We start from the raw sequence: 22,149 nt of genomic DNA, 5'->3' as shown, positions 1-22,149 counted from the left end.
GCCGGGATGTGCCTGACGGCGATGGGTTCAGAGGAAATCCGACGCCGCCTGCCGACCGAGGATGCGGTCGTTCTGGATCGACGGCGGGGGGAACTCCAGGAGATGCTCTTGGTGCTGGTCGGCGAGGATTTCCCGCTGACACGGCTTCCCGATATTCGTCCCCATTTGGAGCGCTCCCAGCATGAAGGGGCACACCTCGATGCGGCGGCTCTGCTCCAGATCGGGGAGTTCCTGACCGGTGTCGATGCGCTCCTGCGTTTTGCCCGCGTGTCGCGCGAGAAATGCCCCTGTCTGGAAGCGCATTTCGAGCAACTGTCCGCAATCTACCCGTTGCGGGCGGCGATCGGACGTGCCATCAGCCCCGAGGGGGATGTGGCCGACACCGCGTCTCCCGAGTTGGCCAAGATCCGACGCGAGAAGCGCGGGGCGCGGGATGCGGTGGTGACCCGCCTCGAACGCCTGTTGGCCGCGCGGAAGACCGATCCGGCGCGTATGGATGATCTGATCACGCTGCGCAATGACCGTTTTGTCATTCCCATGCGCGAAGGCGATCCCGCCGCCAATGACGGCGTCATTCAGGATCGCTCTTCCTCAGGGGCCACTCTGTTCGTCGAGCCGATGTCGGTCGTGGAGCTCAACAACCGCCTGCGGCGGCTCGGGCTGGAAGAAGCGCGCGAGGTCGAGCGCATTCTGCTGGAGCTGACCGATCTGGTGCGGGAGCACCGTGTCGCACTGGCGGATGATGCCCAGACGATCGGTACGCTGGATGCCATCCAGGCACTGGCGCGTTTTGGGTTGAAAGTGGACGGCGTGGTCGCCGAGCGTACCGACAGCGCGACACTGACCTTGCGCGAGGCCCGCCATCCACTTCTCATCTTGAAGTCGCTACGGACGCCGAAGGAGGCGCGTGCCCCGGTTATCCCCATGAGCCTATCATTGGGCGGGCGAGTCACCGTCGTGATCGTCACCGGTCCCAACACCGGCGGCAAGACCGTCGCTTTGAAAACGGTCGGCCTGTCGGTGTTGATGGCGCAGGCGGGATGGCCGGTCCCCGCGCGGATCGGGACAGAGATCGGCACATTCGGCCGCGTGATCGCCGACATCGGTGATGAGCAATCGATTGAATCCTCGCTGTCCACGTTCTCGTCTCACTTGCTGCGTATCCGCGAGGCGCTGGCGACGGCGGATGAGAGGACGCTCGTGTTGTTGGATGAGCTGGGGGCCGGGACCGATCCCAAGGAAGGTGCGGCCCTCGGCGAGGCGGTGATCGCGGCCCTGACGGAGCGCGGTGCGCGGCTGGTGGCAACGACTCATCACTCGGCCCTCAAGACACTCTCTCAGCACGATTCTCGGATTGAGAATGCGTCGCTGGTGTTCGATGTGAAGACGCTGTCGCCGACCTACCAATTCCGTGTGGGACTGCCCGGGGCATCGTATGCGATCGACATCGCCCGTCGTCTCGGTCTGCCGGATGCGGTCGTGGAACGCGCCCTGTCGCTGTTGGGCGCGCAGGAGAAAGACATGACTCAGCTTCTCAACGAGCTCGACGAACGATTGACGTCGCTGCGAGAACAGCAGGCCGCTGCGGAACAGAGCCGCAAGGCCGCCGTTGCCCTCGAAGAACTCTTCCGGTCGCGCGTGGAACGATTGGAGAAGACCGAGGCCGAACGCAAGGGCGAGGCACTCTCGGAAGCTCGCCGTATCGTTGAGACCACGCGCCGTGAAATGGAGCAGTTGGTCCGGGAGATCCGCGAGAGCCAGGCGGAGAAGGCGCGTGTCAAGGAGTCCCACAAGAAGATCGACGAGCGACTGGCCGGCATTCGCGCCGAGCAGCAGGAGCTGGCCGTCCCCGCTCCGCCCTCCGATGCGACTCCGCCCGCCGTCGGCGACCGCGTCTGGATCGCCGCGTTCAAGAAGGAGGGAGAGGTGGTTGACATCGATGCCGAGCGCGGCAAGCTCAAAGTGCGGATCGGCGATTTCCTCTATTCACTCGATCAGGGCTCCGTGGCACGGGTCGAGTCGCCGTCGCCTCCTTCGTCACGCCCCGGCCAGGTGCGCATACAGGCCGAGACGGACGTCGGTCCGGAGCTGTCTTTGCGGGGCTTCACGGCGGAGGACGCGCTGGAGACACTGGACCGCTATCTCGATGACGCACGCCTGGCCGGATGGCAGGAGGTCCGCATCATCCACGGCAAAGGGGAGGGGATTCTGCGTCGCGCCGTCAACGAGTTCCTGACCAAAGACCCCCGTGTCGAGTCGAAGCGACTGGGTCAGTGGAACGAAGGCGGCGATGGCGTCACGATTGCTAAACTGCGGGCCGAACATGAGTAGGTCAGGAGCCCTGTGCTCCTGACGTCCGTGCACGCCGTGGCACAGTCCCAACGGGAACGCTCAGTATATCTCCGTGATGGCATTCACATATGACCGACGACGACGTCAAGGAACGTGTCAAAGAAGCCACCGACATCATCGCGGTGGTCGGACAATTCGTCACGCTGAAGAAGCGCGGGATGAACTTCCTTGGCTTGTGTCCATTTCACACTGAGAAGACGCCGTCGTTCACGGTTCATCCTGATCGCCAGTTCTTCCATTGCTTTGGGTGTGGCAAAGGGGGCGACGTCTTCACGTTTCTGATGGAGCACGAGGGATGGAGTTTCCCCGAGGCGCTGAAGTACTGCGCCGACCGGGCGGGCATCACCCTTCCAACCTGGAAACGCGACGATGATGCACAGTCGCAGCGGCGGCAGGACATCGCCGCGGCCCTCGCGCTGGCGGATGCAATCTACCGGCGGGCGCTGTTCTCGCCGCAAGGGCAGGGCGCACTGGCCTATTTGAACAAGCGCGGCTTCGCGGAAGCGACGTTACGTAAGGCGGGGGTCGGATATGCGCCACCGGCGTTCGACACGATCACCAATGCCGCGCGGGCCCGTGGGATCGGCCGCGATGTCCTTGAAGCCGCGGGCTTGACCTCGGTCTCGGCGAAAGGCGGGTCGCCCTACGATCGCTTCCGCAATCGCATCACCTTTCCGATCATCAATCTCTCCGGTAAGACCGTCGGCTTCGGCGCCCGGGTTCTCAGTGACGACGATCAACCGAAGTACCTTAACTCGCCGGAGACTGCCCTGTACCAGAAAAGCCGCATCCTCTATGGCTTGGCCACGACGCGCGATGCAATCCGTCGCGAGGATCGGGCCATCATCGTGGAGGGGTACCTCGACTGGTTGACGATGATCGAATACGGAGTGGAGAACGTCGTGGCGGTGTCCGGGACCGCGCTCACTACGGCGCAGACCGAACTGTTGTCGCGCTTCTGCAAGCAGGTGACACTGATGTTCGATGCCGATGCCGCCGGGCAACGGGCGGCGTTGCGCGGCATCGAGCTGGCGTACAACGCCGGCCTGAGTGTCGACGTGGCCGTTCTTCCCGGTGGGGATGACCCCGACAGTTTCCTGCGCCGCGAAGGAAAAGAACGGTTGGCCGCCATTGTGCAGGCCGCTCCCGGGATCGTCGAGTACCGCGTGCAGCGGGAGACGGCGGCTGCATCCGGAGGACGGCTTGATTTCATGGCCAGGGAGCGTTTGGTGAAGGAGTTTCTGGCTCTGGCCGCGTTGATCACCGATGCCACACGACGGGACACATTCCTTGGCGAAGTGGCCGGTTTTCTTGATGTCAGCGAGGAGAAGCTGCGCCGGTCGTTACGGCCTTCGCCCAGCACGCGTGCCGGTGCAGAGTCGACCCCACGCGGTCTGGTGCGTCGGGAGGAGGAGTTCCTACGGGTGCTCTTGGAGGATCCGACATACCCCGAGCGGGCGCGCGACGTCGTCACACCGGAGGACTTCGTCGAGCCGCTGCATCGGCGGATGTATGCCTCGTTGCTGGCACGGGCACTGGCGGGGGCGGTCACGCTCAGCCCGACCGATCTGGGGACGGACGCCGACGAGGTGGTGTGCTGGTCACGACTCTTGTCGGTGACGATCGATCCGGCGGTCCGTGAGCGAATGTTCGTTGATGCCCTCGCCGAGTTCAGACAGCGTCGGCGTCGCGCCGACCTGCCGCACCTCAAGGCGCGGATTGCTCAGGCCGAGCGTGCCGGCGACAGAGAGACCGCAGCACGATTGCTGGCGGAATTCAACCGGGAATGGCGCAGCGGCGATGCGGAGGAATAGCGCCACGGGCGGAATTCGGCTCTCGCACCGCCGGCAAAAACCGCTTGACTGGGACGGCGAAAAAGGGCGAAAATTAGGTTTGCCATTGCAGGATGGCTTTGGCGTGAGGATGAATGTGCGGCCCAATACGATGATCCGACAGGGGCCCATAGCTCAGTGGTCAGAGCTGCTGACTCATAATCAGTAGGTCCCAGGTTCGAGTCCTGGTGGGCCCACCGGCGCGACGGACAAGAAGACGGGAGACGGAGACGACGGACGCAGGACCTGGCGTATGGGACGCGGGCATGGGCGGAAGGAATGGCGGGCGATTAGCTCAGTTGGTTAGAGCGTTCGGTTCACATCCGAAAGGTCACTGGTTCAAGTCCAGTATTGCCCACCATGTGATTATGCGATGAATCTGATCGGTGGAGAGCAACAGGTCTATCCCCGTCACGGCCACATTCCCGGGACGACAGTTCAATCCCGGCCACACAGAGAGGGCGCGCACCGGATCGGTGCGCTTTTTTTTCGGACCCGGGGGATCTTGACGAGCCGGACTCTGCCAGAGGGAGTCGATCACTGATGTCGAATACCGTGGAGCTTCTGTTGAAACTGCAGGGAGTGGATTACCAGCTCGGTGAACTGGAGCGTTCCAAAGACTATCTGCCGGATATGATCCAGACGCTGGAAGGGGACGTGCGTCAGGCGGAGAAGGCGGTGGCGGAGGCCCGTGACCAATTGGAAGCCAACCGCCTGGAAAGCCGGCGCCTTGAATTGCGCGTCAAGGAGAAGAATACGGAGCTGGAGCGCCTGCAGAAGCAGATGATGGTCATCAAGACCAACAAGGAATACGATGCCCTGGCCCGCGAAATGGAGCACGTGAAAGCGGACATCGCCGCCAGCGAGGAGGGGATCCTCCTGGCGCTGGAACGGATCGAGACGCTCGACCGGGAAATCCAGGAGAAGGACGCCCAATTCCAGGAGGTCAAGGCGCGCAACGGTGCGCAATTGGAGTCGATCCGCCGTGAGGTGGACTCGGTCGGTTCCAAGATCAAGATCAAAGAGGATGAGCGCCACAACATCATTGTCCGTCTCGACGACGCCATGGTCGCTGTCTATGAGCGCGTGCGCCGCGGCAAGGGCGCCGGCGCCGTCGTCTTTGTCCGCAACAAGGCGTGCTCCGGGTGTCACAAGACGCTGCCGCCGCAGTTGATTCAGGAAATCCGCCGGGCCGAACGCCTGATCACCTGCGACTCGTGTGGGCGGATTCTGATCTGGAGTGATGACGCCTGAGTCGGAATGCTCTCCGGGAACAGACGGGATCCCTCCCGGTTTACGTGCGTAGGATGCCGCGACCAGATCGCCGGCGAACGATGAGGGCAGAACAATCTCCGTTGACCGTCACGATCCCCCAGGATCCCCAGTCGATCCGACAACTGCCATGGAACGGAGTCGCGTGCTGAACGAGGCGATGACGTTCGATGACGTGCTGCTGGTCCCGGCAAAGTCGGATGTCCTGCCGCGGGATGTCGACGTGGCCACGCGGCTGGGCCCGATCAATCTCCCCATCCCGATTGTCTCGGCCGCGATGGACACGGTGACCGAGGCGAAGCTGGCCATCGCGATGGCCCGGCACGGCGGATTGGGAACCATCCACCGCAACATGACGATCGAGCGGCAGGCGGCCGAGGTCGAGAAAGTCAAGCGATCGGAATCGGGAATGATCCATGATCCGATCACACTGGAACCCGACCGGCCGATCCACGATGCCCTGGAAGTGATGCGGCGCTACTCCATCTCCGGGATTCCGATCACGGTGAGCCGGAAACTGGTGGGGATCCTGACCAATCGTGACCTGCGATTCTGCCGGGATGCGTCCGTCTCGATCGGATCGCTGATGACCAAGTCCCCGCTGATCACGGTTCCCGAGGGCACCTCCCTGGAGTCCGCTCAGGAGATACTGCACGCCAACCGCATCGAGAAGTTGCCGATCGTGGATGCCGACGGCAACTTGCGCGGCATGATCACCGTGAAGGACATTCTCAAGAGCCGTCAATTCCCCCACGCGTGCAAGGACGACCGTGGGCGACTGCGCGTCCTGGCGGCCGTCGGCGTGGGTCCGCACGAGGGGATGGCGCGGGCTAAAGCGTTGGTCGACGCCGGTGTCGATGGCCTGTGCGTGGACACCTCGCACGGGCACACGCGCTCGGTGATGGCCATCGCCGAGCAGTTGAGGAAGGCCTTTCCCCAGGTGCTGTTGGTCATCGGCAATGTGGCTACGCGGGAGGGAACACGCGATCTCATCGCGGCCGGCGCCGACGTCGTCAAAGTCGGGATTGGGCCGGGCTCCATCTGCACCACACGCGTGATCACCGGTGCCGGGGTTCCGCAACTGACCGCGATTCTGGAGTGCTGCGAGGAGGCCGACGCTCATGGTACGGCCGTGATCGCCGACGGCGGCGTCAAGTACTCGGGTGACATCACCAAGGCACTGGCGGCGGGGGCTGCGGCCGTGATGATCGGCTCGCTCTTCGCGGGCACCGAAGAAGCGCCCGGTGAAAAGGTGCTGCTGGAAGGGCGGTCCTTCAAGGTCTATCGCGGCATGGGATCGATCGGAGCTATGACCGAGGGCGCCCGGGATCGCTACTATCAGGACGACGAGGAGATGACCAAGCTGGTGCCCGAGGGAATCGAGGGACGGGTTCCCTACAAAGGTGAGCTCTCCGATTCGATCCACCAGTTGATCGGCGGTCTGCGTGCCGGCATGGGAATCTGTGGCGCCCCAAGCATTGAAGCACTGCGCCGCACCGCGCGCTTTGTGCGCGTTACCTTCGCGGGGCAACGCGAAAGCCATCCGCACGATGTCGTAATCACGAAAGAAGCCCCGAACTACCCCAGCGCGTAGGGCGCATCGAGAGCGTCCGAGAGCGCCTGGAATCGCCTCCGATCCCCGCCAGAGAACTCGGAGGCCGCTGCAATAGTGTCAGCGGCCGTCACCGATGTGGTGGTTTAGCGCGTTGCCGTAACACTTTATTTAACAACTGCTTGACGTTCACGGCAACAGCCATTTTCGGGAGACCGGGAGAGTAACTTGAGGGCATGCTGACTATTTCCGTGTCGCATAAGTCCCAGCGCCGTATATTATTCCGAGGGCAGGCTGCACTCCCGGCGGAAGCGGGGTGCTTCGCAACGGCAAGTAGTTGTTGTTCAGTTGATAAACGACATAACAGTGCCAAGGAGAAGGGAGACTTGACAGAGGATCGGTGGGCGAGGCGGCCGCGTCTCGATCGTGGATCGGGATGAGGAAAGTCCGGGCTCCGCAGAGCAGGGTGCCTCCTAACCGGAGGGCGGAGAAATCCGACGGAAAGTGCGACAGAGAACTACCGCTCCGTGCGCCACGCACGGTGCAAGGGTGAAAAGGTGGTGTAAGAGACCACCGGCATCTTGGGTGACCGAGGTGGCCGCGTAAACCCCACCCGGAGCAAGGCCAAGCAGGGAAGAGGAGTGCTCGCTCCGCCTAATTCCCGGGTCGGCTGCAGGATCGTCTGGGCGACCAGGCGACCAGATCAATGGCTGCCGCTCCGTACGTCCCCGCCCGGGGTGCTACGGGGAACAGAACCCGGCTTATCGTTCGCCGATCCTTTCCATTTCCCATCTCACTTGTGCCGGGGGTTCGTTGTCTCCAGTACAGTGGGAGTTTGCTCCATCACCGGCCGGTGAAGCCACGCGGGAGCTGGCGGTGGCTTGCGGATTGCCGCAGCAGATCGCCTCGTTGCTCTTTGCCCGGGGCGTCGATTCCCCCGAGCACGTCCAGCAGTTTTTTGAGCCGCGCATCGGTGAGCTGACCGATCCCTTCCTGCTTCCCGGCATGCGGTCGGCCGTGGATCGCCTGATCCGCGCCCTAAAAGACCGTGAACTGATCATGGTCTATGGGGACTACGACGTCGACGGGATCACGTCGACGGCGTTGATGTATCTTGTCCTCAACCGGCTCGGCGCCGACGTCCAATACTACCTGCCCAATCGTCTGGTGGAGGGATACGGGCTCTCCCCCGACGGCATCGATCATGCCGTTGCCACGGGTGTTCGGTTGATCCTCACGGTGGATTGCGGCATCACGGCGATTGAAGAGGTTGAATACGCCCGCAGCAAGGGGATCAAGGTCGTCGTCGCCGATCACCATCAGCCCGGTGAGGGGCTTCCCGATGCCGAGGCGATCGTCAATCCCAAGCTCGGACCCAAGGGCTCACCGACTGATGATCTGGCGGGAGTCGGTGTCTCCTACAAGCTCGCCCAGGCGCTCTATCGCTCTTTGGGGCAGGACGAAAGTGAATTGGAAGAGCACCTCGATCTCGTGGCGCTCGGAACCGCGGCGGACATCGTGCCGCTGGTCGGTGAAAACCGCGTCCTCACCAAGTATGGACTGCGCCAAATCGAGCGAACCAACAAGCCGGGTCTCAAGTCGCTCTGTTTCGTGTCCAATCTGATCGGCAAATCGATCACGACCGGTCAGATCGTCTTCATTCTGGCGCCGCGCATCAATGCCGTCGGCCGGCTCGGCGATGCCCGGCTCGCCGTGAAACTCCTCTCGACCCGCGATGATGCCGTCGCCATCGACATCGCGCACCATCTGGAACGCGAGAACCGCACGCGCAAGATCCTCGACGAAAAGACCCTCGGTCAGGCGCTGGCCCAGATTGACCGGGCCCAGGATCGCGCACGCGACCGGGCCATCGTCCTCTCATCGCCGGGGTGGCATCAGGGTGTGATCGGGATTGTCGCCTCACGATTGGTCGAGCGGTTCCATGTCCCGACCGTGATGATCGCGGTTGACGGCGATGAAGGAAAAGGGTCGGCACGCTCGATTCCCGCCTTCGACCTCTATGATGCCTTCCGCGAGTGCGGCGATCTGGTGCTCCGCTACGGCGGGCACAAGTACGCCGCCGGGATGTCGATTGCCCGCGACAAGATCCCCGCCTTCACCGAGCGCTTCAAGCGCGTGGCCGCCGAACGGCTCGCCGAGGACGATCTCATCCCCAAACTGGTGATTGACTCCCGCATGGAACTCGACACGTTGACCGACGATTTCATGGACAATCTCGACCGCTTCTCGCCCTTCGGCCCACACAACACCCGTCCCGTCTTCGTCAGCGAGAGCATCGAGATGGCCGGGTCGCCCTACATCGTGGGGAACAACCACCTGAAGTTCAAGGTGCGCCACAGCGGCAGGGTGTTCGATTGCATCGGCTTCGGCATGGGGGACCGCGCCTCGACGCTCTCATCGCATTCCGGCCGGATCGACCTGGCCTATGTCCCCGAGCGGATCGAGTGGGACAACACCCGCCGTTTGCAGTTACGCGTGAAGGACTTCCGGTTGATGTGAATGATAGGTGAGACTCCCGACGGCCTCACCGTGTCCGAAGAAGACAGGATCGCCCGCTGCTGCGGGCGAACGTCAGCCCAAGGGCTGACCGGCACAGGAATAAGATCGCAGGAACACTCAGAATAATGGGATCAAGTGAGTGCGGGTCAGCCCTTGGGCTGACCCTGGTCGCGGAGCGACCATCATGGAGCACGGCCCAGGCGATATCGTTCACTTTGGCACCTTGTCAGAGAGTGCCTTGTGCGAATCAACTTTTGGGCTGACCTTGGTTGCGGAGCGACCATCATGGAGCGCGGCCTGGGCGGTGTCGTTCACTTTGGCACCTCGCCAAAAGTGTGCTTTGTGCGGGTCAGCCCTTGGGCTGACTTTGGTCGCGGAGCGACCATCATGAAACGTGGCCGAGCCAATATCGACGATTCGGCCTACCCCTTGTTCGTCACGACGACAATCACGGATTTCATCCCCGTCTTTCGCGACCCCGTCCTGGCACGATCTGCTTTGGAGCTCTTCGAGCGGCAGCGGCAACTTCATGACATGACGATCTATGCCTATGTCCTCATGCTCAATCACTTTCACGCCATCGCGAGGGCATCACACCGGGGAGAGACGTCGCGCTTCATTGGTGCCTGGAAGAGTCTGACGGCACAGATCGTGATCGACTCGGTTTCCGGGGAATGGCGCAGTGCCTTTGCGGACGCTGCCCGGACCTACGGCGAACCGAAGCGGAAGCAGCACAAGGTCTGGGTGAGCCGATTCGATGACGTGGCGCTCTACACGCCAGAGGTGTTCGGCGTCAAGCTGGAGTACATCCATGGAAATCCGGTCCGCGCGGGCCTTGTCGAATGCGCCGAGGACTACGCATATTCCTCCGCGAGATTCTGTGCGACCGGAGAGGGACTCGTTTGTTCAATTGACCGACTGTCGCCCGCTCTTGGCAGGCAGTGTTGCCGAGAATGTGGCCGAACGGGCCGTTCCGGCCCGGGGTCAGCCCAAGGGCTGACCCGCACAGAACCTTGAGCAAATGGAAGGTGTCATGGCTCCTGTGCCGGTCAGCCCTTGGGCTGACCTTGGACCCGAAGGGTCCATTCGTCAGTGAGCGTGGCGCGCAGATCGCCGCTACGCGGTCCGCCACGGCGGATCAGCCCAAGGGCTGACTGCCACAGGTGAACGCTGACAGGCGTAGATTGAGGACTGACGGACACCGGACACGCCAACGAGCATAGAATAATGTCCCTCCTCTCCCGATTTCTCTCCGGTGATCGTCTCGCGCTGGCGCGGATGATCACCTATATCGAGGACCGTGCGCCGGGATACCATGAGGCGCTGGCCCGGATCTTCGCGCACCGTCGGGGCGCCTATCGTGTCGGCGTGACCGGCCCTCCAGGGGCGGGTAAGTCGTCGCTGGTCAACCGGCTGGCGCTCAAGCTGGCGAACGAGGGACATCAGGTCGGGGTGGTCGCGGTCGATCCTTCCAGTCCGTTCACCGGGGGTGCGCTGTTGGGCGACCGGGTGCGCATGCAGTCGCTCTACGGTTTGCCCGGTGTCTTTGTGCGCAGCATGGCGACCCGCGGGTCACCCGGCGGTCTGGCCGCCGCCACGCGGGATGTCTGTGTGGCGTTCGAAGGATTCGGCTTTGACCTGATCCTCGTGGAAACTGTCGGTGTCGGGCAGGTGGAGCTCGATGTCGCCTCGGTCTGCGACACGGTGATCGTCGTCTTCGTCCCGGAATCGGGAGATGCGATTCAGGCGATGAAATCGGGACTGATGGAGATCGCCGACGTCTTCTGCATCAACAAGGCCGATCGTCCGGGGGCCGAACGGGTCAAAGCGGAGCTGGAGTCGATTCTGGAGGTGAAGCAGGAAATCCGTCGCAGCGCGGCCAAGAGCACCGCCTCGACGCCGCACTGGAACCCTCCCGTGCTCACGACCGTTGCCGTGGACGACGAGGGGACCGACGGCCTCTGGGAGGCGACACAGTCGCACCGTCGTTTCCACGATGCCGCCGACCCCAATGGGGTCGTGCGACGGCGGGCGCGGGCGGATCTGACCTTGTCGCTCGCCGAGCTGGCGCGTTTGCGGATGGAGGACCAGATTCTGGTCGCGGCGGAGTTCGAGCAGGCCGTCGAACAGATCGCGACTGCCCAGGCCGATCCGTACACACTGGCGCGCCGTCTGTTTGACGCTTGGTGTCGGTCGCGGGAATAGACGACCGCAGAGTAGCCACTGAGTGGACGGCAACCACAGGGATGTCATGCTGAGCGAAGCGAAGCATCTGCTGTGATTCCGTCAACGGGAAAAGCGGACGCTTCGCTTCGCTCAGGGTGACAGGTTTGCCGGATTCCCGCAATGTGGCAGGGCCGTACAAACGATTGGACACCCGCCGGGTCGAAGGAACATATTGGGTGCATGCCGAGGATGTTACCGACCCCGACCGTAGAGAGATTACGAAGATGACCGACCCTTCGCACTCCACGAAGCACACCGACGAGCGCGCCGAATCCAAACGCGGGATCTTCGACAAGCTCCATTTGCGCCGCGGTGAGGCGTCGGAAGCGTGGCGCGCCAAAGCCACCCCGGCCGACCATCTCGAAGGCCGGAAGTTCATCACCGTTTCTTCGGTGCCGATCAAGGACCTCTACACACCGGCCGACGTTGCCGAGATCGACTTCGAGCGCGAGATCGGATACCCCGGGTTTCCCCCGTACACGCGCGGCGTGCACCCGTCAATGTACCGGCAGCGGCTGTGGACCATGCGGCAGTTTTCCGGGATGGGGACCCCGGCGCAGACCAACGAGCGGTACCATTTTCTGCTCTCGCAGGGGCAGACCGGTCTTTCGGTCGCCTTTGATTTGCCCACGTTGATGGGCTACGACTCCGATCATCCGCGCTCGCGCGGCGAGGTCGGCGTCTGCGGCGTCGCGGTCGATTCGCTCAAGGACATGGAGATCATCTTCCGCGGCATCAATCTGGGGGAGATCTCGACCTCCATGACGATCAATGCCCCGGCGGCGATCATCCTGGCCTTCTACATCGCGGTCGCCGAGAAGCAGGGCGTCAAGCCGGAGCAACTGCGCGGCACGCTGCAGAACGATATCCTCAAGGAGTACATCGCCCAGAAGGAGTGGGTCTATCCGCCGCCGGCGCACATGAAGTTGATCGTCGACACCATCGAATATGGCACCCATCAGATGCCGCAGTGGAACACGATCTCGATTTCGGGCTACCACATCCGCGAGGCGGGGGCAACCGCGGTCCAGGAGTTGGCCTACACGCTGGCCGATGGCTTCGCCTATGTCGAGGCGGCAATGGCACGCGGGCTGAAGGTCGATGAGTTTGCCCCGCGGCTGTCGTTCTTCTTCAATTCGCATCTCGACTTCTTCGAGGAAATCGCCAAGTATCGCGCCGCCCGCAAGATTTGGGCGCGGCACATGCGCGAACGGTACGGGGCCCAGGATGAGCGCTCGTGGCTGATGCGTTTTCACACCCAGACGGCGGGCGTGTCGCTCACCGCGCAGCAGCCGGAGAACAACATCGTCCGGGTCACCTGGCAGGCGATGGCGGCCGCCCTGGGCGGCACCCAATCGCTGCACACCAATTCGATGGATGAGACCTTGGCGCTGCCGTCCGAGAAGGCGGCGCTGATCGCTTTGCGCACGCAGCAGTTGGTCGCCTATGAATCGGGAATCACCAACACCATCGACCCGTTGGCGGGATCGTACTTCGTGGAATCGCTGACCCGGCAGATGGAGGATGCCGCCGAGGAGATCTTCGCCGAGATTGAACGCCGCGGCGGTGTGCTCGCGGGAATCGAGCAGGGGTACTTCCAGCGCGAACTGGCCAAATCCGCATACATCTACCAACAGGCGGTGGAGAAAGACGAACGGATCGTCGTCGGCGTCAACCGGTTCACCATGGATGATGAGCACATCGAGATTCCCCTTCTCAAGATCGACCCGGCGGTCGAACGGGAGCAGATCGAATCGCTGCGCCAGTTGAAGCAGGCGCGTGACAACGACAAGGTGGCGCGGACCCTGGTCGACCTCAATGCCGCAGCGAAGCGCGATGACAATTTGATGCCCGCCTTCATCGAATGCGCCCGTGTCTATGCGACCCTGGGTGAGATCGTTGATGTGCTGCGCGGCGTCTACGGCGAGTACGAAGAGCCGCCGATGATCTGAGCCATCCTGAGGTGACACGATGAAGAAGACCCGCATCCTTCTGGCCAAACCCGGTCTCGATGGTCACGACCGGGGCATCAAAGTGATCGCCGCCGCGTTGCGCGACGCCGGCTTCGAAGTCATCTACACCGGTCTGCGGCAGACACCGGAGATGATCGTCGAGGCGGCGATCCAGGAAGACGTCGATTTCATCGGTATGAGCATACTCTCCGGCGCGCACATGACGCTGTTCCCCGATGTGCAGCGCCTCCTGAAGGAAAAGGGAGCCACCGACATCCATCTGTTCGGCGGCGGGATTATCCCCGACACGGAAGCGGCCGCACTGGAGCAGCAGGGCGTAGGGAAGCTGTTCGGTCCCGGCACCACCACACAGGAAATCGTCGAGTACATCCGTTCGGTCGCCGGCCGCAGACGTGAAGAACCGGTGATGTAGGGGCGGTTCGTGAACCGCCCGTCTTGGGTGATGGGCCTTCCTCACAATCGACCCACGCGCCGGTCTGTCCGACTTCGCGGCTATGACTACACGCGCGCTGGCGCCTATTTTCTGACGATCTGCACCGAGGACCGGGCCATGTCGCTGGGCATCGTGGGGAATGACTCCGTTGTCTTGAACACCCTCGGGCAGGTCGTTGCCGACTCGTGGTTGTGGCTGGCCCGACAATACGACTATGTGGAACTGGACGAGTGGATCATCATGCCGAACCACCTGCATGGCATCGTCGTGGTCGGGCGGGAGGATGCGGGCGGTTCTCGAACCGCCCCTACAGCAATTCCGGATGTGGAGAGGAAATCCATCGGTCGGGTTGTTGGGGCGTTCAAGACGGTTTCGACAAAGCATGTCAATCGGATCAAGGGGACACCCGGGGCGACTCCTTGGCAACGCAATTACTACGAGCATGTCATCCGCGATGACGACGAACTGAACCGCGTCCGACTCTACATTCAATGCAATCCTGCGCGCTGGGCCATGGACCGGGAGAATCCCAGCGGGATTGTCCCAGTCCCTGTGGATGGCGACTGCCTGTAGGGGCGGTTCGTGAACCGCCCGCGATGGACCGAACGCGCGCCCCTTGCATTCGTCCCTCCAATCACATAAACTGATAAGCTCGGGGCGAGGGACCACGGATTCCGAAGGAGGGATTTGTCCATGATCAGATTCAACGTCGACGAACGTCAGGCGCCGGTTCGGGAAATGGTACGGCAGTTTGCGGAGAAGGAGATCATTCCGGTTTGCCAGGAAATGGACCGTCGTCCGGAACCGCAGGCCTTTCCCTTCGATCACTACAAGAAGCTCGCCAAGGCGGGATTCATCGGGTACCGCTTGCCGAAGGAGTACGGTGGCTCGGGCAAGTCGGGAATCGAGTACACCACGCTCTTGGAGGAACTGGCCTACTACGACGCGCCGACCTGTCTGCTGACCGCCGTGCCGGTCTTGGCGACCGAGCCGATCTGGCGCCATGCGACCGAGGAGCAGCGACGCCAGTACATCCCCCGCATCGTCACGGCCGAGATCATTCCCGCCTTCGCGCTGACTGAGCCGGATGCCGGCTCCGATGCCGCCAATCAGAAGACCGAGGCGCGGATCGATGGCGATCACTACGTCATCAACGGCGAGAAGATCTTCATCATGCACGGCGATGTCGCCAACCTGTTCGTCCTGTTCGGCAAGGTGAATGAACCCGGCGTGCGCGACAAAGTCTCCGCCTGGATCGTCGAAGACAACGGTGGGAATGGGATTCGCAAGGAGCCGTTGCGTTACAAGATGGGGATGAAGGCCGCCACCACCGGCCGCCTCTGGTTCAAGGACGTCCGTGTGCCGAAGTCGGCGATGCTGGGCGAACGCAGCAAGGCGTTTCGCTACGCCATGATGACCCTGGATGCCGCACGCATCGGCGTGGCGGCGCAGGGACTGGGATTGGCCGAACGGGCCTTGGATGAGTCGATCCAATACGCGAAGAAGCGCCAGGTCTTTGGCGCGCCGCTGGCGAACCTGCAGGCGATCCAGTGGATGATCGCCGACATGAACACGCGCATCGAGGCCGCCCGTGGGCTCGTGTATCGCGCCGCCCTGCTGCAGGACAAAGGCGAGAAGTACAGCATCGATGCCTCGATGGCAAAGCTCTATGCCACCGAGACGGCGAATTTCTGCGTCGATCGCGCCATGCAGATTCACGCCGGCTATGGCTACATCGGCGAATTCTCGATCATCGAGAAGTTGTACCGCGATCAACGGATCACGGAGATTTACGAGGGGACATCGGAAATCCAACGGCTGGTGATTGCCGGCACGCTGTTGCGCGATCCGGCGTCGTCGTAAGAGCGTCTAACAAGACGGCGATCAGGGTCTGCCGTTGATGTGCAGGGGAATGACGATGCGGTTTCTCGCGTGGCCGAGTCCCTCACCCCGACCCTCTCCCGGAGGGAGAGGGGGAATGCTAACCTCTCCCTCCGGGAGAGGTCGATCCGTCCGGAGGACGGATCGGGTGAGGGAGTTCTTTCATCCACTCATTCTGTTAGACGCCCCAAGTGCACGGTGTCAATCGGGTGGGTGCCTGGCACCCACAACAGGGCGCTGAAAGCCCCCTGGCCGCGATCATGGATCGCGGGCACACACCAGCGCAATGACCGACCACTTGATCCAATCGATCCGTCTCGGTGACTGGGAGGTCGTCGGCTTCGTGGAGAGTGATTTTGCGCTCGACGGCGGCTCGATGTTTGGTGTTGTGCCCCGTTCGATGTGGCAGAAGCTGTTGCCACCCGATGATCAGAACCGCATCCCCATGCGGACGAACCTCTTTCTCGTGAAGACCGGCCGCGATAATGTCCTCATTGACACCGGCCTGGGTGACGCGCTGTCGGATTTTGATCGCAAGGTCTATGCGCCCCGTGGTCCCTCACGGATGGATTCCTCGCTGGCGGCTGTCGGCGTGACCCCGGAGTCGGTCACGCATGTCGTCTTCTCGCACTTGCACACCGATCACTCCAACGGTGCACTGGCGGGCGATCCGGATCAGCCGCGCCTCCGATTCCCCAATGCCCGGTACCACGTGCAAGCCGCAGAGTGGGACGACGCAATGCACCCGAATGAACGCACGTCGGCGGTCTATCTCCGCCATCGTCTGCAACCGTTGGCCGATTCGGGACGTCTCCATCTGCTGAACGGCGACTCCGAAATCCTGCCGGGGATCGCGGGGATACGGACCGGGGGCCACACGCAGGGGCATCAGGCGGTCTCTGTCACCTCGGCCGGAGAGCGGTTCCTATACTACGCCGACATCATTCCCACACGATTTCACCTCAAGGGTCCCTATGTCGCCGCTGTCGATCTTTTCCCCTTGGAGACGATGGCGGTCAAGCGCGCCCTGCTGGCGGATTGCTGCGGCACATCGACGGTGATCGGATTTGACCACGACATGAACTTCATATTCGGCCGTATTGTGCCTCGTGAGAAGTGGCTCGATGTTGTCCCGGTGGACAGCGTGAGCGTTGCAGTCTCGTGATGCTTGTCGACTCTTGAAAGCACAATGGACGCAAACACGCCGATTGATCGCCTGCACGAGATGCGTCGCCTGGCGGCCGAGCCGGGCGGGGCCCAACGCATCGCCGCCCAGCGTGCCAAGGGAAAGCTCCTGGCGCGGGAACGGTTGGAGATTCTTCTCGACGAGGGGAGCTTCGAGGAGATTGACCGCTTCGTCACACACCGTTCGACGGACTTTGGTCTCGGCGATCAGCGTCCATTGGGCGACGGCGTGATCACCGGCTCGGGACGAATCGAGGGCCGGTCGGTGTTTGTCTTCAGCCAGGACTTCACCGTCTTCGGCGGCTCGCTGGCCGAGGGCCATGCGCGCAAGATCTGCAAGATCATGGATCTGGCCCTGCGCACCGGTTCGCCCGTGATTGGTCTCAACGACTCCGGTGGCGCGCGCATTCAGGAGGGCGTGGTTTCGCTCGGCGGCTACGCCGACATCTTTCTGCGCAATACCCTGTGTTCCGGAGTGATTCCCCAGATCTCGCTGATTCTGGGCCCCTGCGCCGGCGGCGCCGTCTATTCGCCGGCGATCACCGACTTCATTCTCATGGCGCGCGGCAGCTCCTACATGTTTGTGACCGGTCCCAACGTCGTCAAAACCGTGACCCACGAGGAAGTCGACTTCGACGGTCTCGGCGGCGCACAAGTGCACGCGGAAAAGAGCGGCATCGCCCATCTGGTCGGCGAAAACGAGGCCGAGACGATCCTCTTGACCCGGCGTCTGTTTGGCTATTTACCCCAGAACAACATCGATCTGCCGCCTCAGCGGGAATGCCAGGACCCGTTCGATCGTGCCGACGCGGAACTCGATGCCATTGTTCCGCCGGATCCCCACAAGCCGTATGACATCAAAGACGTGATTGCGAGCGTCGTCGATGATCGCGAGTTCCTGGAGCTGCAGCCGGACCATGCCGCCAACATCGTGATCGGCTTCGCCCGGCTGGGCGGACGTTCCATTGGCATTGTGGCTAATCAACCCGCGGTCCTCGCGGGTGTGCTCGACATCGCCTCCTCGCTCAAGGGCGCACGCTTCGTGCGCTTCTGCGATTGCTTCAACATTCCTCTGGTTGTCTTTGAGGATGTGCCGGGATTCCTGCCGGGGGTGGCCCAGGAACATGGTGGGATCATCAAACACGGCGCCAAGCTCCTGTATGCCTTCTGTGAGGCCACCGTGCCCAAGGTCACGGTGATCACACGCAAAGCGTACGGCGGGGCCTATGACGTCATGAATTCCAAGCATGTGCGCGGCGACTACAACGTCGCCTGGCCGACCGCGGAGATCGCCGTGATGGGGCCCAAGGGTGCCGCCGAGATCATCTTCCGTCAGCAGATCGGGGCCGCCGCCGACCCGATGGCCGAGACCGAGCGGCTCGCCGAGGAATACCGCGCCAAGTTCGCCAATCCCTACATCGCCGCTCAGTACGGCTACATCGATGACGTCATTGAGCCGCGCGAGACGCGTTTCCGTCTGATTCGCGCCCTGATGCTGCTGGAATCAAAGAAAGATACGAATCCCCCGCGCAAGCACGGCAACATCCCGCTGTAGCAGAATCTCGGAACGGTGGCAAGGGGGTGAAGCCCCTTGTCTACCGGAGACTCTCCACGGCTGTCAGTTTTGGCAAACAAGGGGCTTCAGCCCCTTGCCGAATGGAGAGTGCCGCAGCCTGTCTTGACACACCACGTATACCGACTGGACAATTACCTTGAGTCACTGAGATTGTCGTCCGTATACTACGTATTCGATGATGTCTGCGATGCCGGTCCAGTGATGCGCCGAGTCCTGATTGCCAACCGGGGAGAGATCGCGGTGCGGGTCATCCGTGCCTGCCGGCGCTATGGACTCGAATCGGCCGCCGTCTATTCCGATGCCGACCGCGCGGCGCTGCATGTGCGCATGGCCGACTTTGCGTACGCCATCGGTCCTGCCGCTCCGACCGCCAGTTACCTCAACATCGACAAGCTGATGGCCGTTGCCGCCGAGGCGGGGGCGGATGCGGTTCATCCGGGGTACGGTTTCCTGTCGGAGAACCCGGCATTTGCGGCTCGCGTCGCGGCGGCGGGTCTGACCTGGATCGGTCCACCGGCGGCCGCGATTTCTCTCATGGGAGACAAAATCGCCGCACGGCGTTTGATGCGGCGACAGGGCGTGCCCGTCGTGCCGGGATCGGAAGGCGCGATCGACAATGCCGGGGATGCGCTTACCAAAGCCGAGCAGGGTGGATTTCCGGTACTGCTCAAGGCGGTCGCCGGCGGCGGCGGCAAGGGAATGCGTCTGGTCGAACGGGCCGCCGATTGGCAGGCCGCGCTCGAAGGCGCCGCCCGTGAAGCACAACGCGCCTTCGGGGACGGGCGCATGTACTGGGAGAAGTACATTCAACAGCCGCGTCATGTGGAGATACAGATCCTCGGCGGGCCCGATGGCCGCGCGTATGCGTTGTTTGAACGGGAGTGCTCCATCCAGCGCCGGCATCAGAAGGTCATCGAGGAATCGCCATCGCCGATCATGACTCCGGCGCTGCGAGCGCAGATGGCGCAGGCGGCGGTCGCCGCGGCGGAAGCGTGCGGTTACGTCAACGCCGGGACGGTGGAGTTCCTCGTCGATGCCGACCGGACATTCTACTTTTTGGAAATGAACACGCGCCTGCAAGTTGAGCACCCGGTGACCGAAATGGTGACCGGCATTGACTTGGTCGTTGAGCAATTCCGGATCGCGGAGGGTGTCGGCTGGCAGCCGCCGCAGTTGCCGCCCGAGCCGTTCGGCCACGCGATCGAATTCCGCATCTATGCGGAGGATCCGCAAAACAACTTCCTGCCGGCGCCGGGCACTTTGGAAATCTACCGCGAGCCGCAGGGTCCCGGCGTGCGCGTCGACTCCGGCGTCTACCAGGGGGCGGACGTCTCGGTCCACTATGATCCGCTGGTTGCCAAGCTCGTTGTTTGGGGGCGTGACCGCGCTGAAGCGATGGCCCGGTCCGAGACGGCCTTGGAGGAATTCGCAGTCGGCGGCGTGATGACGACAATCGGATTCCACCGTCAGGTGCTGCAGCATTCGGAATTCCGACGCGGCAATCTGAGCACCGATTTCATTGCGCGTCACTTCGGCGATGGTCCGGCGCCTCTCGTCCCCAATGACGATCTGCGTCGTGCCTTGGCCGTGTCGGCGGCGCTCTATGCCCATCGCCGCGGCGAGCGACGTTCACGGTTCGTACCGAAGGCATCAGGCGGCGGCAATGGCCGGGCCACGTGGGCCACGGCGGCACGTCAGCAAGCCGTACAACGTTGGCCGGTATAAGATGGAGACCGTGACCCAGAGGGAAGATGTATGAAGGGGTACATCACCGACATCGACGGTCAGCGGCACCGTATCGAGCTCGATGACGGCGGCGTCACGGTGCGGCTGGATGGCGCGGCGGTGGATGTCTCGCCCGCGTGGCTGGGCCATGCGGGGCGGGATCTCCTGGTCGTATTGAACGGTCGATCCTATGACATCCGCATCGAAGAGGAGAACGAACACCTCGTGCTGACGCACGCCGGTTGGCGGTACCATTGCCAGGTTCTGGATGAACGCATGGCCGATATCAAGCGCCGGGCTGGGATGGCAGACCGCCCGGTTGGTCGCGCGGTCGTGAAATCCCCGATGCCGGGACTGGTCGTCAAACTGCTGGTCGAGTCGGGGGCCACGGTCCAGAAGGGAGAGCGGCTTTTGATCCTCGAAGCCATGAAGATGGAGAACGACGTCAAGGCACCGTGCGCCGGAACAGTGACTCAGATCAGAGTGAATGCGGGCGAGGCGGTCGACGCTGGCCGCGAGCTCGTTGTGATCGAACCGTAGGCGTAGTTCTGGCGACCCGGAGAATGAGTTTCCGGAATGCGAACACAGGAGAGTCGGGAGGGCGAAGCTCCTGTTTACCCTGAGCCAAGCGTGAGGGCTGAGCCGCCATCGGCGCGTTCATCGAACGCCGATATTCCGTGAGGTAGAGAATCCATGAAGATCTTCATCACAGGAGCCACCGGATACATCGGTTTTCATGTGGCGTGCGCGTTGCGACGCGCCGGTCATGAGGTCTGGGGGTTGGTTCGCCGCCCCGAGAAGGCGTCGATTCTGGTTCACAACGAGATTCATCCGGTGATCGGAAGCATGGAACGCCCGGAAAGCTACCAGGCCGACGCCGCAGCGTGCGCTGTGCTGGTGCACGCCGCGCAGGATCAGCGCGGGGATACTGTTGGGCTCGACCGTCGCACGGTGGAAACGTTGATCAGTTTGGGTGGGCAGGGGTCACAGCCCAAGACGCTCTTATACACGAGCGGGGTGTGGATCTACGGCGACACCGGACGACGACTCGTGGATGAGACGACGCCGCTGGCGCCGGTCCCGCTTGTGGCTTGGCGGCCGCCGATCGAGCAGGCAGTCCTGAACGCCTCGGGTGTTCGTCCCGTGGTAATCCGTCCCGGATGCGTCTATGGGCGGCAGGGTGGATTGACCGGCCTGTGGTTTGATGGCGCAGTCCGCCAAAGAGAGGTGACTGTGGTCGGCGACGGAAACAACCGTTGGACCATGATCCACGTGGATGATCTGGCCGACGGTTATGTGCGCGTGATTGAGAGCGGTGCCTACGGTGAGATCTTCAATTTCACCGATCGCTCCCGTGCGACCGTTGCGGAAATGGCGCGCGCGGCATCGCGTGCGGCCGGATGCGACGGCGAGGTTCGCTTCGTCCCTGTGGCCGAGGCGGCCAAGACCATGGGTGGTTTCGCCGACTGCCTGGCACTCGATCAGCACGTCGATTCGCGCAAAGCCGTCCGCGTGTTGGGTTGGCAGCCGCGGCACGGCGGTTTCGTCGATGGTGTCGATCTGTTTTTCGCGTCGTGGAAGGCGGCGCACTCCGAGTAGGGTGGGTGCTCTGCACCCACCAA

16 protein-coding genes, 2 tRNA genes and 1 other RNA gene are annotated in these 22,149 nt (G+C 62.7%); all 19 read left to right on the top strand.

What is annotated here, in order from left to right:
* On the top strand, nucleotides 1-2,331 hold a 2,331-nt coding region (locus AB1792_05740; GenBank protein MEW5701711.1), incomplete at its 5' end, for an endonuclease MutS2.
* Between the two features lie 89 nt (nucleotides 2,332-2,420).
* Nucleotides 2,421-4,166, top strand: coding sequence for a DNA primase (dnaG, locus tag AB1792_05735; GenBank protein MEW5701710.1), 1,746 nt, complete (start codon nucleotides 2,421-2,423; stop codon nucleotides 4,164-4,166).
* 142 nt (nucleotides 4,167-4,308) lie between these two features.
* A tRNA-Ile gene (locus AB1792_05730) sits at nucleotides 4,309-4,381 on the top strand.
* 87 nt (nucleotides 4,382-4,468) lie between these two features.
* A tRNA-Val gene (locus AB1792_05725) sits at nucleotides 4,469-4,545 on the top strand.
* 182 nt (nucleotides 4,546-4,727) lie between these two features.
* Nucleotides 4,728-5,438 carry a C4-type zinc ribbon domain-containing protein gene (locus AB1792_05720; GenBank protein ID MEW5701709.1) on the top strand — a complete coding sequence of 237 codons (711 nt, stop codon included), beginning with the start codon at nucleotides 4,728-4,730 and terminating at the stop codon, nucleotides 5,436-5,438.
* Between the two features lie 148 nt (nucleotides 5,439-5,586).
* Nucleotides 5,587-7,050: an IMP dehydrogenase gene (gene guaB, locus AB1792_05715; protein MEW5701708.1), complete on the top strand. Its 1,464-nt coding sequence runs from the start codon at nucleotides 5,587-5,589 to the stop codon at nucleotides 7,048-7,050.
* Nucleotides 7,051-7,405: 355 nt separating this feature from the next.
* Nucleotides 7,406-7,787: RNase P RNA component class A (rnpB, locus tag AB1792_05710), an RNA gene on the top strand.
* Between the two features lie 34 nt (nucleotides 7,788-7,821).
* Entirely contained in the window at nucleotides 7,822-9,528 is a 1,707-nt protein-coding gene (gene recJ, locus AB1792_05705; protein ID MEW5701707.1) for a single-stranded-DNA-specific exonuclease RecJ, read from the top strand.
* A gap of 387 nt (nucleotides 9,529-9,915) precedes the next feature.
* On the top strand, nucleotides 9,916-10,545 hold the full coding sequence (locus AB1792_05700) for a hypothetical protein (protein ID MEW5701706.1): 630 nt from the start codon (nucleotides 9,916-9,918) through the stop codon (nucleotides 10,543-10,545).
* A gap of 210 nt (nucleotides 10,546-10,755) precedes the next feature.
* Nucleotides 10,756-11,733, top strand: coding sequence for a methylmalonyl Co-A mutase-associated GTPase MeaB (gene meaB / locus AB1792_05695; GenBank protein MEW5701705.1), 978 nt, complete (start codon nucleotides 10,756-10,758; stop codon nucleotides 11,731-11,733).
* A 245-nt stretch (nucleotides 11,734-11,978) separates the two neighbouring features.
* Nucleotides 11,979-13,706, top strand: coding sequence for a methylmalonyl-CoA mutase family protein (locus AB1792_05690; protein ID MEW5701704.1), 1,728 nt, complete (start codon nucleotides 11,979-11,981; stop codon nucleotides 13,704-13,706).
* A 19-nt stretch (nucleotides 13,707-13,725) separates the two neighbouring features.
* Nucleotides 13,726-14,139, top strand: coding sequence for a cobalamin B12-binding domain-containing protein (locus AB1792_05685; GenBank protein ID MEW5701703.1), 414 nt, complete (start codon nucleotides 13,726-13,728; stop codon nucleotides 14,137-14,139).
* Between the two features lie 9 nt (nucleotides 14,140-14,148).
* Nucleotides 14,149-14,733 carry a transposase gene (locus AB1792_05680; protein MEW5701702.1) on the top strand — a complete coding sequence of 195 codons (585 nt, stop codon included), beginning with the start codon at nucleotides 14,149-14,151 and terminating at the stop codon, nucleotides 14,731-14,733.
* A 120-nt stretch (nucleotides 14,734-14,853) separates the two neighbouring features.
* Complete coding sequence (locus AB1792_05675; GenBank protein ID MEW5701701.1) at nucleotides 14,854-16,023, top strand: acyl-CoA dehydrogenase family protein; 1,170 nt, start codon at nucleotides 14,854-14,856, stop codon at nucleotides 16,021-16,023.
* 304 nt (nucleotides 16,024-16,327) lie between these two features.
* On the top strand, nucleotides 16,328-17,206 hold the full coding sequence (locus AB1792_05670; protein MEW5701700.1) for an MBL fold metallo-hydrolase: 879 nt from the start codon (nucleotides 16,328-16,330) through the stop codon (nucleotides 17,204-17,206).
* A 24-nt stretch (nucleotides 17,207-17,230) separates the two neighbouring features.
* The gene (locus tag AB1792_05665; GenBank protein ID MEW5701699.1) at nucleotides 17,231-18,781 is read left to right on the top strand and encodes an acyl-CoA carboxylase subunit beta; all 1,551 of its coding nucleotides are present in this window, start codon (nucleotides 17,231-17,233) and stop codon (nucleotides 18,779-18,781) included.
* Between the two features lie 222 nt (nucleotides 18,782-19,003).
* On the top strand, nucleotides 19,004-20,527 hold the full coding sequence (locus tag AB1792_05660; GenBank protein ID MEW5701698.1) for an acetyl-CoA carboxylase biotin carboxylase subunit: 1,524 nt from the start codon (nucleotides 19,004-19,006) through the stop codon (nucleotides 20,525-20,527).
* 30 nt (nucleotides 20,528-20,557) lie between these two features.
* Nucleotides 20,558-21,067 (top strand): biotin/lipoyl-containing protein, encoded by a 510-nt coding sequence (locus AB1792_05655; GenBank protein ID MEW5701697.1) that lies wholly within the window; start codon nucleotides 20,558-20,560, stop codon nucleotides 21,065-21,067.
* Between the two features lie 153 nt (nucleotides 21,068-21,220).
* Nucleotides 21,221-22,126 (top strand): NAD-dependent epimerase/dehydratase family protein, encoded by a 906-nt coding sequence (locus AB1792_05650; protein MEW5701696.1) that lies wholly within the window; start codon nucleotides 21,221-21,223, stop codon nucleotides 22,124-22,126.
* The last annotated feature ends 23 nt before the right edge of the window (nucleotides 22,127-22,149 follow it).

This window comes from Candidatus Zixiibacteriota bacterium, from assembly GCA_040752595.1.
GTDB lineage: Bacteria > Zixibacteria > MSB-5A5 > WJJR01 > WJJR01 > JACQFV01.
This window is presented reverse-complemented; position numbering and strand designations above follow the sequence as displayed.

What these genes read in the sequence shown, in the direction of transcription:
- AB1792_05670 (MEW5701700.1), top strand. Translation starts at nt 16,328, where the DNA reads ATGACCGACCACTTGATCCAATCGATCCGTCTCGGTGACTGGGAGGTC.
- AB1792_05650 (MEW5701696.1), top strand. Translation starts at nt 21,221, where the DNA reads ATGAAGATCTTCATCACAGGAGCCACCGGATACATCGGTTTTCATGTG.
- dnaG (MEW5701710.1), top strand. Translation starts at nt 2,421, where the DNA reads ATGACCGACGACGACGTCAAGGAACGTGTCAAAGAAGCCACCGACATC.
- guaB (MEW5701708.1), top strand. Translation starts at nt 5,587, where the DNA reads ATGGAACGGAGTCGCGTGCTGAACGAGGCGATGACGTTCGATGACGTG.
- AB1792_05690 (MEW5701704.1), top strand. Translation starts at nt 11,979, where the DNA reads ATGACCGACCCTTCGCACTCCACGAAGCACACCGACGAGCGCGCCGAA.
- AB1792_05675 (MEW5701701.1), top strand. Translation starts at nt 14,854, where the DNA reads ATGATCAGATTCAACGTCGACGAACGTCAGGCGCCGGTTCGGGAAATG.
- AB1792_05665 (MEW5701699.1), top strand. Translation starts at nt 17,231, where the DNA reads ATGGACGCAAACACGCCGATTGATCGCCTGCACGAGATGCGTCGCCTG.
- AB1792_05655 (MEW5701697.1), top strand. Translation starts at nt 20,558, where the DNA reads ATGAAGGGGTACATCACCGACATCGACGGTCAGCGGCACCGTATCGAG.
- AB1792_05720 (MEW5701709.1), top strand. Translation starts at nt 4,728, where the DNA reads ATGTCGAATACCGTGGAGCTTCTGTTGAAACTGCAGGGAGTGGATTAC.
- AB1792_05700 (MEW5701706.1), top strand. Translation starts at nt 9,916, where the DNA reads ATGAAACGTGGCCGAGCCAATATCGACGATTCGGCCTACCCCTTGTTC.
- AB1792_05660 (MEW5701698.1), top strand. Translation starts at nt 19,004, where the DNA reads ATGCGCCGAGTCCTGATTGCCAACCGGGGAGAGATCGCGGTGCGGGTC.
- AB1792_05685 (MEW5701703.1), top strand. Translation starts at nt 13,726, where the DNA reads ATGAAGAAGACCCGCATCCTTCTGGCCAAACCCGGTCTCGATGGTCAC.
- meaB (MEW5701705.1), top strand. Translation starts at nt 10,756, where the DNA reads ATGTCCCTCCTCTCCCGATTTCTCTCCGGTGATCGTCTCGCGCTGGCG.